We start from the raw sequence: 14,301 nt of genomic DNA, 5'->3' as shown, positions 1-14,301 counted from the left end.
GCAAAAAAGGAACGACAGCATGAACGACAACCCGAACTGGGAACGACAACTGGTGGAGAAACTGGCCATGGCCGCACTGGTGGAGCAACGTCGCGCGCGCCGCTGGAAGATTTTCTTCCGCCTGGTCTGGCTGGGCCTGATCGGTTTCATCGTCGCCATGCTTTTCCTCAAGAAGGATGACGACGCCGCCGAAGCGCTTACCGGTGGCGGCCATACCGCAGTCATTGCGCTGGATGGCGTGATCGACAGCGAGAACAACACGGCGGACAAGCTGATCGCCGGGCTGGAGGACGCCTACGCCAGCCGCGCCACCAAAGGCATCATTATCGAAGCCAACAGCCCCGGCGGCAGCCCGGTGCTGTCGGGCATGGCCTATGATGAAATCCGCCGCCTGAAAAAGCTGCACCCGGCCATACCGGTTTATGTCGTGGTGGATGAAGTCTGCGCCTCAGGCTGCTACTACATCGCCTCGGCCGCCGACAAGATTTTCGTCGACAAGGCCAGCATCGTCGGCTCCATCGGCGTACTGTCCGACGGCTTCGGCTTTACCGGCCTGATGGAAAAGCTGGGCGTTGAGCGCCGTCTGAAAACCGCCGGCGAAAACAAGGCGATGGGCGACCCCTTCTCGCCCACCAATCCGAAACAGGAAGCCATTCGCCAGCAACTGCTGGACGACATCCACCAGCAATTCATCAAGGCGGTGAAAGACGGCCGCGGCAATAGGCTGAAGAACGACCCGGAACTCTTCTCCGGCATGGTGTGGCTGGGCGACCGCAGCATACCGCTAGGCATTGCCGATGGTATCGGCAACACGCGCTCGGTGGCGCGCGACATCATCAAGGTGGAGAAAACCGTGGATTTCACTCAGCAGGACGACTTGTCCAGCCGTGTGGCGCGCAAGATCGGCGTGGAGTTTGCCGGCGGCGTGAAAACCCTGTTCAATACGCGCTGGTTCTGACACGAATCCTTGCCGGGGAGCATAAGCGATGGCGCGCAGAAGACGCAGACAGGAAGAAGAACACGAGAACCATGAACGCTGGCTGGTTTCCTACGCCGACTTCATTACCTTGCTGTTTGCCTTCTTTGTGGTGATGTACGCCATTTCCTCTGTCAACGAGGGGAAATACCGCGTACTGTCCTCCGCCATCCTAGATGCTTTCCGCAGCGGCTCAACCGTCAATATCCAGACCACCCCTCCCACCGGCGGGGCCAACACCATGATCGAGATCCCGGAAACCAAGCCCATCGCCAAGGCGGTGAAAGGGGATCACAGCATCCAGCCCAATCCCAAACTGGGCTCGCTGGCCGAGGATCTGTCCAAGGTGATGGACCCTCTGGTGAAAGGCGGACAGGTAAAGATCACCCAAAGCCCCAAGGGCATCACCATCGATATTCGCGACAGCGCCCTCTTCCCCGTCGGCCAGGCCCAGCCCAATGAGCAATCCACCCGCATCATGGCCGGCATGGCCGCCCTGCTGGCCAAGGTGGATAATCCCATCCGGGTGGAAGGTTTCACCGACAACGTGCCTATCCGCAATCCGGTCTTCCCGTCCAACTGGGAATTGTCCGCGGCGCGTGCCGGCAGCGTGGTGCGCCTGTTTCAGGAAAACGGCATCAAGGCCGACCGGCTGGTGGCAGTGGGCCGCGGCGAAAACCTGCCGATAGCCGACAACGCCATTCCGGAAGGACGCGCCACCAATCGGCGCGTGTCGGTCACCGTGTTGGCCGAAGACCAGAATGAAGCAGAGGTCATGCCATCCCAGCCAAGCACCACCCCCGCCCCAGCGCCTGCCGCGGCGGCGAAACCATAATCAAGACCGGCGCCAGACGCCGACTCCGGAGGAAACACCATGTCTACGCCAATCGCCAGCACCGCGCTGGAACAGCTGTTTCATAACGCCCGCACTCACAGCCACTGGCAAAACCGCCCGGTGAGCGACGAGCTGATGCGCCAGCTGTACGACTTGCTCAAACTGTGTCCGACCAGCGCCAACTGCTCGCCGGCGCGCTTTGTCTTCATCAAGTCGGCCGAAGCCAAGGCCCGGCTCAAGCCCTTCCTGATGGAGGGCAACATCGAAAAAACCATGGCTGCGCCGGTCTGCGTGATCGTGGCGCAAGACCAGCGTTTCTACGAGCACCTGCCCGCGCTCTACCCCCACGCCGACGCTAAAAGCTGGTTCGAAGGCAATCAGCCCGTCATAGACGCCACCGCATTCCGCAACAGCAGCCTGCAAGGCGCCTACCTGATGCTGGCTGCGCGCTCGCTGGGGCTGGATTGCGGCCCAATGTCCGGTTTCGATGCCGCCGGACTGGAACAGGAATTCTTCCCCGACGGCCGTTTCAAGGCCAATTTCCTGGTCAATCTGGGTTACGGCGAGGCCGGCAAACTGCACGCGCGCTCGCCGCGCTTCGGCTTTGACGAGGCCTGCAGCATCCTCTGACGCCTCCTGACGCCAGCCCGATGGCGCTTCGGCCAACCTCATTGCCCGGTTATAATGCCGGGCAATGTCATTTTGGAGACGCGCCATGCTTTACCCGCTTCTGCGCCCCCTGCTGTTCCGTATGGACGCAGAAACCGCGCACGAACACACCTTGTCCATGCTGGACAAGGCCTACAGCCTGCACCTGACCAGCCTGGCCGTAGACGCGCCCACGCGCCGCCCGGTGGAGGCCATGGGGTTAACCTTCCCCAATGCGGTAGGCCTGGCCGCCGGCCTCGACAAAAACGGCGAGCACATTGACGCACTGGCGGCGCTTGGCTTCGGCTTCATCGAAATCGGCACCATTACTCCGCGGCCGCAAGACGGCAATCCCAAACCCCGCCTGTTCCGCGTACCCGAGCATCAGGGCATCATCAACCGCATGGGTTTCAACAATCTCGGTGTGGATGTGCTGCTGGACAATGTGCGCCGCTGCCGCTTCAAGGGCGTGCTGGGCATCAACATCGGCAAGAACGCCGTCACGCCCATCGAAAATGCCGTGGATGACTACCTGATCTGCCTGGACAAGGTATACGCCTACGCCAGCTACGTGACGGTAAACATCTCCTCGCCCAACACCAAAAACCTGCGACAGCTGCAGCAAGGCGACGAACTGGCCCGCCTGCTGTCGCAACTGAAAACCCGCCAACAGGCGCTGGCCGACCAGCATGGCCGCTACGTGCCGCTGGCAGTGAAAATTGCGCCCGATCTCGACGACGAGCAGATCGTCGAGATCGCCCGCCTGTTGACCGAGCACAAGATCGACGGCGTCATCGCCACCAATACCACGCTGTCGCGCGCGGAAATCGCCGGCCACCCGCTGCAGGACGAAGCCGGCGGCCTCTCCGGCGCCCCCGTGCGCGAGCGGGCTACAACACTTATTCGCAAATTGGCGCGTGAACTCGACGGCAGTCTCCCTATCATAGGGGTGGGCGGCATTCTCGCCGGCAAGGACGCCGTAGAGAAGCTGCAAGCCGGCGCTTCGCTGGTACAGGTATACAGCGGCCTGATCTATCGCGGCCCGCAACTGGTATCCGAGTGCACCCGCGCCGTGGCCGAAGAACTGGCGCGTAGACAGTAAATATCGAATCAAGGAGGACAATATGGTTAACAAATACGCAGGCATGGCGCTGATCGCAGCCCTGTCGGCCGGCATGCTCACCGGCTGCGCCTCGTCCGACTCCGCAGCGGTCTACTCCAAAAGCCAGATGCGCCAGGCGCAAACCGTACGCTTTGGTACCGTGGTGTCGGTGAACCAAGTAAAGATGGAAGGTCAGAACAACGAACTGATCACGCTGGGCGGCACCGCGCTGGGCGGTCTGGCCGGCAGCAGCATCGGCGGCGGCAAGGGCTCCATCGCCGCCGGGATCGTCGGCGCCATGGCTGGCGGCCTCGGCGCACAAGCAGCACAACGCAATATGGGCGGCAAGAACGCGCTGGAAGTCACGGTGCGATTGGATGAGTCCGGCAAGATGCTGTCCATCGTGCAAGAGGCTGATATCGCCCTGAGCGCCGGTCAGCGCGTGCGAGTGCTCTCCGGCGGCGGCTCCGACCGCGTCGTGCCCAACTGAATCCTGTCCGGACTCTAAACAAAACAGGCTGACATAGTCAGCCTGTTTTTCTTTATGCCACCCCTCGCTTGCCAAACTGGTTCTACCCCAGGGCCTGCCAGCGCCCGTCCCGCAATTGCTCCAAAGGTCGAAAACCGGACTTGTAAGACATCTTGCGGCAATCCTCAATCCAGTAGCCAAGATACACATAAGGCAGGCCCCAATCGCGCGCCAAGGCTACCTGCCACAGCACATTGAACACGCCATAACTGGCCTGCGGCTCATCCGGCTCGTAAAAGGTGTAAACCGCGGACAACCCGTCATCCAGACGGTCGATCAGACTGACCATTTTCAATACGCCATCCCGGCGGAATTCGGCCAGAAAACTGTCCACGCCGCTCTTGAGAATGAATTCGGCGTACTGCTGGCTATTATCCTCGGACATGCCGCCGCCCGCGTGTCTCGCCTGCTGGTAACGCTGATAAAGACGATAGTGCTCATCCCGAAACACCAGCGGTTGCAGCGACGCCTCAATGTCCGCCAGTCGACGGAATGCCTTGTTCTGCGTACGGGACGGCTGAAAGCGTTCTATCGGCAAGCGTACCGGGATGCAGGCCTGGCAACCATCGCAATAAGGACGGTAGGTATAGAAGCCGCTACGGCGAAAACCCAGCTTCACCAGCTGGCTGTAAACACTGGCATCAATGGCCTCTGCGGGAATGGCCACCTGTGAACGCGCCTGCTTCCCCGCCAGATAACTGCAGGCGTAGGGCGCGGTGGCGTAAAAATGAATGGCAATGGCCTGGGTGCCGTCACGATGACTCATGGCTGTAACGATAGGTCCAGAAAGTGTCCAGGGGTGCCTGGCGACAGGCATGCTTCAGGTTAGCAAGAAAATCGCCCCTTGGAATCATTCTCGCGCCAAGGCGGGCTAGGTGCGGCGTGTGCATCTGGCAATCAATCATCGCCACGCCCTGCTCGCCCAGATGGCGCGCCATGTGCGCGAAAGCGATCTTGGAGGCGTCAGTGCGGCGCGAGAACATGGATTCGCCATAAAACATCCTACCCAGCGACACGCCATACAGACCACCTGCCAGTTCGCCGTCCATCCACACTTCAAACGAGTGTGCATGCCCCAGTTCGTGCAAGCGGCAATAAGCGTCGATCATCGCTTGCGTAATCCAGGTGCCGTCCGCATAGGGGCGCGGTGCGGCGCAGGCTTCGATGACAGCAGGAAAGGCAGCATCCACCGTCACCGAATACGGGTGATTGCGCAAAGTTTTGCTCAGCGATCGGCTGAGCTTGAGCTCTTCGGGGAACAGCACCATGCGGTGCGATGGGGACCACCAGAGGATGGGTTCGCCTTCGGCAAACCAGGGGAAGATGCCTTGAGAGTAGCCGGTCAGCAAGCGCACCGGCGACAAGTCGCCACCGGCGGCCAGCAGCCCGTCTGGCTCGGCAAGCGCTTGCGACACAGGAGGAAACACCGGCTCGGGGCCGAGCCAGGGAATCATTACTTCTTGCCGTCCTTGCGCAGGCAATTGGCACACTCGCCATACAGGTAGAGGGCATGCTCCGCAATGCGGAAACCATGCTGCTCGGCGATGCGATCCTGCAGGGCTTCGATTTCAGGGTCGAAGAATTCCTGCACACTGCCGCACTTCACGCACACCATGTGGTCGTGATGGCCGCCCTGATTGAGCTCGTATACCGCCTTGCCCGACTCGAAATGATGACGCACCAGAATGCCGGCCTGCTCGAACTGCGTCAGCACGCGGTAAATGGTGGCAAGACCGATATCGATGTTCTCGGCAAGCAGTTTGCGGTAGACATCTTCGGCGGACATGTGGCGATCGTCGGCCATCTCGAACAGGTCGAGGATTTTCAGCCGGGGGCCGGTGGCTTTGAGGCCGATATCTTTGAGGTGACTGGCTTTGCTCATCGTGATATAAATTAGGTCGATTTTGAATCATGATAAAGCCTTTTCACGGCTTTGCCTAATCATCGCCAGATTATCCATTCAGCCCATTCGGAGTCCCATGCGCGCCCTGATCTTCGCCGCCGTCATCGCCCTCTCCGGCTGCAGTTCCATGAATCCCCTTAACTGGATCTCCCCGCACAAGATGGAAATCCAGCAGGGCAATTACGTCACCGCCGACGCCGTCGCCAAACTGAAGCCGGGCATGACCCGCTCGCAAGTACGCTTCTTGCTGGGCACGCCGTTGTTGACCGATGCCTTCCACGCCAACCGCTGGGATTATCCGTATCAGGACACCAAGCAAGGCAAGCTGGTCAGCAACAAGCTGCTGACGGTGTACTTCGAAGGCGACACCATGGTGCGCGTCGAAGGCGACAGCCAGCCGGCCGAGAAGGCCATCCTGCCGCCTGACGCTTCCGCACCGGCGCAAGAATCCGCCAAACAAGACGCTTCCGGACCCGCCAAACAATGAGTGACCTGAACATTGTCATCGTCGGGGCCGCCGGTCGCATGGGCCGCACTCTGATCGAATCCGTGCTCGCCACCCCCGGCGCGCGTTTGCATGCCGCTGTCGAGCGCGACGGTTCCAGCTTCATCGGCCAGGATGCCGGCCTGTTCCTTGGTCAGCAAACCGGCGTGCTTATCGGTAGCGACTTCGCCACCGCGCTGGATGGCGCTGATTGCGTGATCGACTTCACTCGTCCGGAAGGCACCCTCCATCATCTGTCGCTGTGCGTCGAGCGCGGCGTGCAAATGATCATCGGCACCACCGGCTTCGACGACGCCGGCAAGGCCGCCATCAAGGCGGCGGCGGAAAAGGTGGGCGTGGTATTCGCACCCAACTTCAGCGTGGGGGTCAACCTCACCTTCAAGCTGCTGGACATGGCCGCCCGCGTACTGAATGAAGGCTACGACATCGAGATTACCGAAGCGCACCATCGCCACAAGGTGGATGCGCCGTCCGGCACTGCGTTGCGCATGGGTGAAGTCATTGCCGACGCGCTGGGCCGCGACCTGAAAACCTGCGCCGTTTACGGCCGCGAAGGCGTCACTGGCGAGCGAGACCCCAACACTATCGGCTTCGCCACCGTGCGCGCCGGCGACGTGGTGGGCGACCATACCGCGCTGTTCGCCGCTATCGGCGAACGCGTGGAAATCACTCACAAGGCCTCCAGCCGCGCCACCTTCGCCAATGGTGCCGTGCGCGCCGCCAAATGGCTGAAATCCCAACCGCGCGGCCTGTTCGACATGCAGGACGTGCTGGGCTTGCGTTAAGCCCTCGGGCCGGCCTTGCGCCGGCCCGTTGCTTTCTTCCCTCTCTCATGCGGCCCATCCTGCTGCTTGTTCCGCTCGCCATCCTGCTGACCGCCACCGCCGCCTTGTCCTTGCTGGGCGTCCACGGCTTCGGTCAACTTGCGTCCGGCGCTGGTCTGCCGCCACTGGAATGGCATCTGATCCGCGAACTGCGCCTGCCGCGCGTGCTCGCCGCCGCGGCGGCCGGGGCCTTGCTCAGCGCGGCCGGGTGCGCGGTGCAGGCACGCTTTCGCAACCCTTTGGCCGAACCCGGCCTGATCGGCATCAACAGCGGTGCCGCCCTGGCGGCGGCTCTGGCGCTGGCCTTGGGCGCCGGCATGGGTACTGTGTTCATGTCAGCCTTTGCCGGCGGCATGCTGGCGCTGCTGGCCATCCGCCTTCTGGGTCGCGCCCATCGCGACAGCGTGCGGCTGATTCTGGCGGGCCTTGCCGTCAGTACCATACTGGGCAGCCTGCTCACCTTGCTGATCAGCCTGCTGCCCGACGGCGCGCTGCGCAGCGTCACCTTCTGGCTGATGGGCAGCTTTGCCGGCGCAGACTGGCCACAGGCCTTGACGCTGGCGCTGGCCGCCCCCGCCGTCTGGCTGCTGCTGTATCGGCGCTGGCCGTTGCTCAATGCGTTGCAACTGGGAAACGACGCCGCCTTCCACCTTGGGTTCGATGTGAAACGCGGAGAATGGCAGGTCACCACGCTGGCTGCGCTGGCGGCCGGATTTGTGGTGGCGGCCTGCGGCATGGTGGGTTTTGTCGGACTGATGGCGCCCCATCTCACCCGCCAACTGGTGGGCGGCGATGCGAAGCGACTGTTGCAGGCGGCCCCGCTGACCGGCGCGCTGCTGACCGTGCTGGCCGACTGGCTGGCGCGCAGCGTGATTGCGCCCGCCGAGCTGCCGGTAGGCGTCATCACCTCGCTGATCGGCGCGCCCTTCTTCCTCTGGTTATTGCAACAGGATGGCAAACACCATGCTTGAAGCCGTCGACGTCAGCGTGAGCCGCCAGGGTCGCCAACTATTGGATAAAGTCTCCCTGACCGTGCGGACGGGAGAGGTGTGCGCCGTATTGGGCCCCAACGGCGCGGGCAAAAGCACCTTGCTGCATATTGTTTCCGGCTATGCTAAACCCGATGCCGGACTGGTGCGCATGGCGGACATCACCGTTCATCAAGGTTTGCCGAAGGCGCTGGCGGCTCACCGCGCCGTCATGGAGCAACATCCGGCCGCCCCTGCAGGCTGGACGGCGGCAGACCTGATCCGCACCGGGCTGTACGCCCACCCGACCAGCGCTGGCGAGTCCGCGGTCGGGGAAGCGGTAGCGCTGACCTGCACGGAGGATTTATTGCCGCGCGGATTGCAGGGCTTGTCAGGCGGCGAGCGCCAGCGCGTACATTTGGCTCGCACGCTGTGCCAGTTGTTGGCCTCCCGCGCCCCGGAACGCTATCTCCTGCTGGATGAACCCACCGCAGCGCTGGACTTTGCCGCCGCCGACGGCTTGATGACGCAATTGCAGCGCATTGCCCGCCAATACGACATCGGCGTGCTGGTGGTGCTGCACGATCTCAACCTGGCCTTGCGCCACGCCGATACTGTGATGCTGCTGAAGGCAGGAAGCAGCCAGGCTTTCGGCCCGGCTGCAGAAGTGATGCGCAAAGACCGGCTGGAGGCCATTTATGGCGTGGCGCTGGCTGAATTAATCAGCCCGGACGCGCGCGTCCGGGCTTTCGTACCGATGAGCGGGCACTAACTCCGCTCAGGCGTGCAAGGAGTCCAGCGTCGATTTCACCTCCCAGCTTTGCCGGACCACGCCGTCGGCATCCACGCTTTCCAGCTTCACGTCAAACGCCCACAACCGCCCCACATGCTTGAGCACCTCCTGTGCGCTGCCTTCGTCTAGCGGGCGGCGGTTGTGCATGGTGTGCCGCAGGATCAGGCTGCGATCGCCGCGCACATTCACCGACCACACCTGGATGTTGGGTTCGCGCGAGCCGAGGTTGTATTGTTCGGCCAACTTGGCGCGAATGTCGCGATAGCCCGCCTCATCGTGAATGGCTGACACTTCCAGCTTGTCTTCTTCATCGTCGTCGCGAATGGCAAAGAAACGGAAATCGCGAATCAGCTTGGGTGACAGGTACTGGGAAATGAAGCTCTCGTCCTTGAAGTTCTTCATGGCGAATTCCAGCGAATCCCGCCAATTGCTGCCAGCCAGATCCGGAAACCAGTAGCGATCCTCGTCGGTAGGCGCCTCGCAAATGCGCTTGATGTCCTGGTACATGGCAAAACCCAGGGCATAGGGGTTGATGCCGTTGTACCAGCGCGCGGTAACCGGCGGCTGGTACACCACATTGGTATGGCTCTGCAGGAATTCCATCATGAAGCCGTCGGTAACCAGCCCCTTGTCGTACAGGCGATTGAGAATGGTGTAGTGCCAGAAGGTGGCCCAACCCTCGTTCATCACCTGTGTCTGCCGCTGCGGGTAGAAATACTGCGCCACCTTGCGCACGATGCGCACTACCTCCCGCTGCCAGGGTTCCAGCAGGGGGGCGGATTTTTCGATGAAGTACAGCAGGTTTTCCTGCGGCTCGGCCGGGAAGCGCGGCTGCGCCTTGTTGGCGTCGTCTTTTTCACGTTTGGGAATGGTGCGCCAAAGATCGTTGACCTGCATCTGCAGGTATTGCTCGCGCTCCTCTTGCCGTGCCTGCTCCTTGGCCATGGACAGTTTCTGCGGCCGCTTGTAGCGGTCTACGCCGTAATTCATCAGCGCATGGCAGCTGTCCAGCAACTCTTCCACCGCATCAATCCCGTAGCGCTCTTCGCACTTGCTGATATAGGCCTTGGCGAACACCAGGTAGTCGACAATGGCGGAGGCATCAGTCCAGGCGCGAAACAGGTAATTGCCCTTGAAAAAGCTGTTGTGACCGTAGGCGGCGTGGGCAATCACCAAGGCCTGCATGGTCATGGAGTTTTCTTCCATGAGGTAGGCGATGCAGGGGTTGGAGTTGATGACGATCTCGTAGGCCAGCCCCATCTGACCGCGCTTGTAGCTTTTTTCGGTGGAGACAAAGTGTTTGCCGAAGCTCCAGTGGTGGTAATTCACCGGCATGCCCACCGAGGAGTAGGCGTCCATCATCTGCTCGGCGGTAATCACCTCCAGCTGGACGGGGTATGCATCCAGCTTGTACTCGCCCACGGCGATCTCGCGGATCTTGCGGTCGTATTCGTCTATCAGGTCGAAGGTCCATTCGGACCCGGTGGAAATGGGTGTCATGCTGCAGTCCCCCTTGACCGGTCGGCCTCTCAGCCGCGGTTGCTCGGCTGCCGTTTGAACAGCTCCCGGAACACCGGATAAATGTCGGATGCGTTGCGGATCTTCTGCATGGCAAAGTGCCGTTGCCGCTCTTTCACCTTCAGGTACTCGTACCAAAGGTTTTGCGGCTCGCCCTCGGTGATTTCGATGTAGGCGAAATACTGGCAGTACGGCAGCAGGTTTTCCTCCATGATGCGGCCGCAATTGGCCGAATCGCTGTCCCAGTTGTCGCCGTCCGACGCCTGGGCCGCGTAGATGTTCCACTCACTGCCGGCGTAACGCTTCTTGACAATGTCCGCCATCAGATTGAGCGCGGAGGACACCACCGTGCCGCCCGACTCGCGCGAATGGAAGAAGTCGTGCTCGTTCACCTCAACAGCGCTGGTATGGTGACGGATGAACACCACTTCAATCTTGTCGTAATTGCGCTGCAAGAACAGGTACAGCAGGATGAAGAAACGCTTGGCCATGTCCTTTTTTTGCTCATCCATCGAACCGGACACGTCCATGATGCAGAACATAACCGCCTGGCTGGTGGGCTTGGGCTGTTTGACGCGATTGTTGTAGCGCAGGTCGAAAGGATCGATCCAAGGAATGCTAGACACCTTTTCGCGCAGGGAGTGAATCTGCTTGCGCTTCTCCCGCACTTCCAGCGTGTTGTCTTCATCGTCTTCCAGCAACTCGTCCAGCTCTTCTTCCGCCTCGCCCAAGCGCGCCATGGTGGGTGCCGCCATGGCCACCCGCCGCGCCAGCGCGCCGCGCAAGGAACGCACGATGCTGATATTGGCCGGCGTGCCATCGTTGGTGTAACCGGCGCGCACCGGCTTGAGCTCTTCAACGCCCATCAGCTGGGTCTTGATCAGATTGGGCAGGGCCAGATCGTCGAAGAAAACATTGAGAAACTCTTCACGCGACAGCTCAAAGACGAAATCATCTTCGCCCTCGCCATCCTGACTGGCCTTGCCGCCCCCTCCGCCGCCGCCGCCGCCCTGAGGACGGGCGATGCGATCGCCGCGAATGAACTCTTCATTACCCGGATGCACCTGCTCGCGCACCCCGCCCTGGCCATGGTGGAACACCGGTTCGGAAATATCCTTAACCGGAATGGAGACTTTCTCGCCGCTTTCGATGTCGGTGATGCTGCGGCCCTTCACCGCGCGGGAGACCGCTTCCTTGATTTGCGCCTTGAAACGGCGCAGGAACCGTTCGCGGTTGACCGCGGACTTGTTCTTGCCGTTCAGACGTCTGTCTATGATGTGCGACATGGCAACCTCGCTCTCGTCTCGTGCCTTGCGGCGACGGGCTTGACCACCCGCCGTCGGCGGTATCCCTTCGGCCAACCTTGAGCACCGCAGGTTGGCCGAAGGGATGGCAGGCTATCCCCTTCAGGGCCGGCCACCGGAATGATCCATGCAGGGCATGGACCGCGTCAGGACGACTTGCGCACGCGCAGATACCATTCGCACAACAGACGCACCTGCTTGGCGGTGTAGCCCTTTTCCACCATGCGGTTGACGAAGTCCTCGTGCTTCTTGGCGTCCTCTACGCTGGCTTTGGCGTTGAAAGAGATCACCGGCAGCAGCTCTTCGGTGTTGGAGAACATCTTCTTCTCGATCACCGTGCGCAGCTTTTCGTAACTGGTCCAGGTGGGATTCTTGCCGCCGTTGTTGGCGCGGGCCCGCAGCACGAAGTTGACGATCTCGTTGCGGAAATCCTTCGGATTGGAAATGCCGGCCGGCTTCTCGATCTTTTCAAGCTCCGCATTCAGCGAAGTGCGGTCGAAGATCTCGCCGGTATCCTGATCCCGGTATTCCTGGTCCTGAATCCAGTAGTCGGCGAAGGTGACGTAGCGGTCGAAAATGTTCTGGCCGTACTCCGAATAACTTTCCAGATAAGCGGTCTGGATTTCCTTGCCGATGAACTCCACGTACTTGGGCGCCAGATACTCCTTGAGAAAGGTGAGGTACTTCTGCTCTGTTTCCGCCGGGAACTGCTCACGTTCTACTTGCTGTTCCAGCACATACAGCAGGTGCACCGGATTGGCGGCCACTTCCTGGGTGTCGAAGTTGAACACTTTGGACAGGATCTTGTAGGCAAAACGGGTGGAAAGGCCGTTCATGCCCTCATCCACGCCGGCGTAGTCGCGGTATTCCTGCAGCGACTTGGCCTTGGGATCCGTGTCTTTCAGATTATCGCCGTCGTATACCTGCATCTTGCTGAAAATGCTGGAATTTTCCGGCTCTTTCAGGCGGGACAGGATGGCAAACTGGGCCATCATTTTCAGCGTGCCGGGAGCGCACGGCGCGCTGGAGAGCGAGGAGTTGCGGATCAATTTGTCGTAGATCTTGATCTCGTCGTTAACGCGCAGGCAATACGGCACCTTGACGATGTAGATACGGTCGAGGAAGGCCTCATTGTTTTTGTTGTTGCGGAACTGCTTCCATTCGGACTCGTTGGAGTGGGCCAGGATGATGCCCTCAAACGGAATGGCGCCAAAACCTTCCGTGCCCTTGAAGTTGCCTTCCTGGGTGGCGGTCAACAGCGGGTGCAACACCTTGATCGGGGCCTTGAACATTTCCACGAACTCGAGCAGGCCCTGATTGGCCAGGCACAAGCCGCCGGAGTAGCTGTAGGCGTCAGGGTCGTCCTGCGCGTATTTCTCCAGCTTGCGGATATCCACCTTGCCCACCAGCGAAGAGATGTCCTGGTTGTTTTCGTCGCCCGGTTCGGTCTTGGCCACCGCCACTTGACGCAGCACCGAGGGATAGCGTTTCACCACGCGGAACTGGCCGATGTCGCCATTGTATTCATGCAGACGCTTGACCGCCCACGGGCTGGGAATGGTCTTGAGATAACGGCGCGGAATGCCGTATTCCTCTTCCAGAATGGCGCCGTCTTCATCAAGATTGAACAGCGCCAGCGGCGAGTCGTTCACCGGGCTGCCCTTGAGGCAGTAGAAGGGCACCATCTCCATCAGCTCTTTCAGCTTTTCGGCGATGGAAGACTTGCCGCCGCCCACCGGCCCGAGCAGATAGAGAATCTGTTTCTTCTCTTCCAGCCCTTGTGCAGCGTGACGGAAGTAGGCCACCACTTGCTCGATCACCTCTTCCGTACCGTAGAACTCGCGGAACGCCGGGTAGACCTTGATGACCTTGTTGGAAAAAATGCGCGACAGGCGAGAGTCGTGGCGAGTATCCACCAGCTCAGGCTCGCCGATGGCGGCCAGCATGCGCTCGGCCGCCGTGGCATAGGCGCCTGGATCCTTCTTGCAGAGTTCCAGGTACTCCTGAATGGTGTATTCCTCTTCGCGGGTCTTGTCGTAGCGGGAGGCGTAGTGACTGAAGATATCCGGGTGCATGGCTCTCTCCTGGCTGGATGCAGGGGTGCGCTCGGTGTGCATGGCGCACCCGGTTCCCCCTTGCAGAATTAGAGTACTGACTACCTTTCGGGTTCTCTTTTTCTGGGTATAGCACAAGCCGCCTGGCGCACGAGGCAAATGCAAGGTTGGCGCAAGCCATTTCGCCAGCAAAGCAAATCACTGTTTCTATTGAATTTTTCCTGAAATTTACGCTGAAAATTCCATAGTCATTTTACGGAATTTTTTATCAGGAAATTTGGATTCTCTGGAAAATCAGCGTCTTAACGCAAAAAGGCCGGCTTGTAAGCCGGCCAAGAAAAT

At 60.5% G+C, this 14,301-nt stretch carries 15 protein-coding genes; 9 read left to right on the top strand and 6 right to left on the bottom strand.

Annotated features, from left to right (window positions below):
• The first annotated feature begins 19 nt into the window (after positions 1 to 19).
• The 5 genes from Q0P52_RS13500 to Q0P52_RS13480 all read left to right on the top strand — a co-directional run bounded on the left by Q0P52_RS13500 (position 20) and on the right by Q0P52_RS13480 (position 4,051).
• Positions 20 to 958, top strand: coding sequence for a S49 family peptidase (locus Q0P52_RS13500; RefSeq protein ID WP_293763188.1), 939 nt, complete (start codon positions 20 to 22; stop codon positions 956 to 958).
• Between the two features lie 28 nt (positions 959 to 986).
• On the top strand, positions 987 to 1,811 hold the full coding sequence (gene motD / locus Q0P52_RS13495; RefSeq protein WP_293763190.1) for a flagellar motor protein MotD: 825 nt from the start codon (positions 987 to 989) through the stop codon (positions 1,809 to 1,811).
• Between the two features lie 39 nt (positions 1,812 to 1,850).
• Positions 1,851 to 2,441 carry a malonic semialdehyde reductase gene (locus Q0P52_RS13490; protein ID WP_293763192.1) on the top strand — a complete coding sequence of 197 codons (591 nt, stop codon included), beginning with the start codon at positions 1,851 to 1,853 and terminating at the stop codon, positions 2,439 to 2,441.
• A gap of 85 nt (positions 2,442 to 2,526) precedes the next feature.
• Entirely contained in the window at positions 2,527 to 3,561 is a 1,035-nt protein-coding gene (locus Q0P52_RS13485) for a quinone-dependent dihydroorotate dehydrogenase (RefSeq protein WP_293763194.1), read from the top strand.
• Between the two features lie 22 nt (positions 3,562 to 3,583).
• Positions 3,584 to 4,051: a hypothetical protein gene (locus Q0P52_RS13480; protein WP_293763196.1), complete on the top strand. Its 468-nt coding sequence runs from the start codon at positions 3,584 to 3,586 to the stop codon at positions 4,049 to 4,051.
• A gap of 82 nt (positions 4,052 to 4,133) precedes the next feature.
• Here the strand turns inward: Q0P52_RS13480 and Q0P52_RS13475 are convergent, their stop codons facing one another.
• Genes Q0P52_RS13475 through fur form a run of 3 tightly spaced genes read right to left on the bottom strand, consistent with a single transcriptional unit; the run spans position 4,134 to position 5,972 of the window.
• Positions 4,134 to 4,856, bottom strand: a complete 723-nt coding sequence (locus tag Q0P52_RS13475) for an arginyltransferase (protein WP_293763198.1) — start codon at positions 4,854 to 4,856, stop codon at positions 4,134 to 4,136.
• On the bottom strand, positions 4,843 to 5,544 hold the full coding sequence (gene aat / locus Q0P52_RS13470; RefSeq protein WP_293763200.1) for a leucyl/phenylalanyl-tRNA--protein transferase: 702 nt from the start codon (positions 5,542 to 5,544) through the stop codon (positions 4,843 to 4,845). The genes Q0P52_RS13475 and aat overlap by 14 nt, the downstream gene beginning before the upstream one ends.
• Positions 5,544 to 5,972, bottom strand: a complete 429-nt coding sequence (gene fur / locus Q0P52_RS13465; RefSeq protein WP_293763202.1) for a ferric iron uptake transcriptional regulator — start codon at positions 5,970 to 5,972, stop codon at positions 5,544 to 5,546. Before fur ends, aat begins: the two co-directional genes overlap by 1 nt.
• 97 nt (positions 5,973 to 6,069) lie before the next feature.
• Between fur and bamE the strand changes: the two genes are divergently transcribed.
• Genes bamE through Q0P52_RS13445 form a run of 4 tightly spaced genes read left to right on the top strand, consistent with a single transcriptional unit; the run spans position 6,070 to position 9,062 of the window.
• Positions 6,070 to 6,480, top strand: a complete 411-nt coding sequence (bamE, locus tag Q0P52_RS13460; RefSeq protein WP_293763204.1) for an outer membrane protein assembly factor BamE — start codon at positions 6,070 to 6,072, stop codon at positions 6,478 to 6,480.
• Positions 6,477 to 7,283 carry a 4-hydroxy-tetrahydrodipicolinate reductase gene (dapB, locus tag Q0P52_RS13455; protein ID WP_293763206.1) on the top strand — a complete coding sequence of 269 codons (807 nt, stop codon included), beginning with the start codon at positions 6,477 to 6,479 and terminating at the stop codon, positions 7,281 to 7,283. Before bamE ends, dapB begins: the two co-directional genes overlap by 4 nt.
• Positions 7,284 to 7,330: 47 nt before the next feature.
• Entirely contained in the window at positions 7,331 to 8,293 is a 963-nt protein-coding gene (locus Q0P52_RS13450) for an iron ABC transporter permease (RefSeq protein ID WP_293763208.1), read from the top strand.
• The gene (locus tag Q0P52_RS13445; RefSeq protein WP_293763210.1) at positions 8,286 to 9,062 is read left to right on the top strand and encodes an ATP-binding cassette domain-containing protein; all 777 of its coding nucleotides are present in this window, start codon (positions 8,286 to 8,288) and stop codon (positions 9,060 to 9,062) included. The genes Q0P52_RS13450 and Q0P52_RS13445 overlap by 8 nt, the downstream gene beginning before the upstream one ends.
• 6 nt (positions 9,063 to 9,068) lie before the next feature.
• Here Q0P52_RS13445 and Q0P52_RS13440 read toward each other — a convergent pair whose 3' ends face one another.
• From Q0P52_RS13440 to Q0P52_RS13430, 3 genes are all read right to left on the bottom strand, one after another.
• On the bottom strand, positions 9,069 to 10,583 hold the full coding sequence (locus Q0P52_RS13440; protein ID WP_293763213.1) for a SpoVR family protein: 1,515 nt from the start codon (positions 10,581 to 10,583) through the stop codon (positions 9,069 to 9,071).
• 29 nt (positions 10,584 to 10,612) lie between these two features.
• Positions 10,613 to 11,887 carry a YeaH/YhbH family protein gene (locus Q0P52_RS13435; protein WP_293763215.1) on the bottom strand — a complete coding sequence of 425 codons (1,275 nt, stop codon included), beginning with the start codon at positions 11,885 to 11,887 and terminating at the stop codon, positions 10,613 to 10,615.
• Between the two features lie 164 nt (positions 11,888 to 12,051).
• Positions 12,052 to 13,980, bottom strand: a complete 1,929-nt coding sequence (locus Q0P52_RS13430) for a PrkA family serine protein kinase (protein ID WP_293763217.1) — start codon at positions 13,978 to 13,980, stop codon at positions 12,052 to 12,054.
• Between the last annotated feature and the right edge of the window lie 321 nt (positions 13,981 to 14,301).

This window comes from uncultured Aquitalea sp. (assembly GCF_945957525.1).
Lineage (GTDB): Bacteria > Pseudomonadota > Gammaproteobacteria > Burkholderiales > Chromobacteriaceae > Aquitalea.
This window is presented reverse-complemented; position numbering and strand designations above follow the sequence as displayed.

Excerpts from the sequence above, each read along its gene's own strand:
- Q0P52_RS13500 (WP_293763188.1), top strand. The coding sequence starts at position 20 with ATGAACGACAACCCGAACTGGGAACGACAACTGGTGGAGAAACTGGCC.
- motD (WP_293763190.1), top strand. The coding sequence starts at position 987 with ATGGCGCGCAGAAGACGCAGACAGGAAGAAGAACACGAGAACCATGAA.
- Q0P52_RS13490 (WP_293763192.1), top strand. The coding sequence starts at position 1,851 with ATGTCTACGCCAATCGCCAGCACCGCGCTGGAACAGCTGTTTCATAAC.
- Q0P52_RS13485 (WP_293763194.1), top strand. The coding sequence starts at position 2,527 with ATGCTTTACCCGCTTCTGCGCCCCCTGCTGTTCCGTATGGACGCAGAA.
- Q0P52_RS13480 (WP_293763196.1), top strand. The coding sequence starts at position 3,584 with ATGGTTAACAAATACGCAGGCATGGCGCTGATCGCAGCCCTGTCGGCC.
- Q0P52_RS13475 (WP_293763198.1), bottom strand. The coding sequence starts at position 4,856 with ATGAGTCATCGTGACGGCACCCAGGCCATTGCCATTCATTTTTACGCC.
- aat (WP_293763200.1), bottom strand. The coding sequence starts at position 5,544 with ATGATTCCCTGGCTCGGCCCCGAGCCGGTGTTTCCTCCTGTGTCGCAA.
- fur (WP_293763202.1), bottom strand. The coding sequence starts at position 5,972 with ATGAGCAAAGCCAGTCACCTCAAAGATATCGGCCTCAAAGCCACCGGC.
- bamE (WP_293763204.1), top strand. The coding sequence starts at position 6,070 with ATGCGCGCCCTGATCTTCGCCGCCGTCATCGCCCTCTCCGGCTGCAGT.
- dapB (WP_293763206.1), top strand. The coding sequence starts at position 6,477 with ATGAGTGACCTGAACATTGTCATCGTCGGGGCCGCCGGTCGCATGGGC.
- Q0P52_RS13450 (WP_293763208.1), top strand. The coding sequence starts at position 7,331 with ATGCGGCCCATCCTGCTGCTTGTTCCGCTCGCCATCCTGCTGACCGCC.
- Q0P52_RS13445 (WP_293763210.1), top strand. The coding sequence starts at position 8,286 with ATGCTTGAAGCCGTCGACGTCAGCGTGAGCCGCCAGGGTCGCCAACTA.
- Q0P52_RS13440 (WP_293763213.1), bottom strand. The coding sequence starts at position 10,583 with ATGACACCCATTTCCACCGGGTCCGAATGGACCTTCGACCTGATAGAC.
- Q0P52_RS13435 (WP_293763215.1), bottom strand. The coding sequence starts at position 11,887 with ATGTCGCACATCATAGACAGACGTCTGAACGGCAAGAACAAGTCCGCG.
- Q0P52_RS13430 (WP_293763217.1), bottom strand. The coding sequence starts at position 13,980 with ATGCACCCGGATATCTTCAGTCACTACGCCTCCCGCTACGACAAGACC.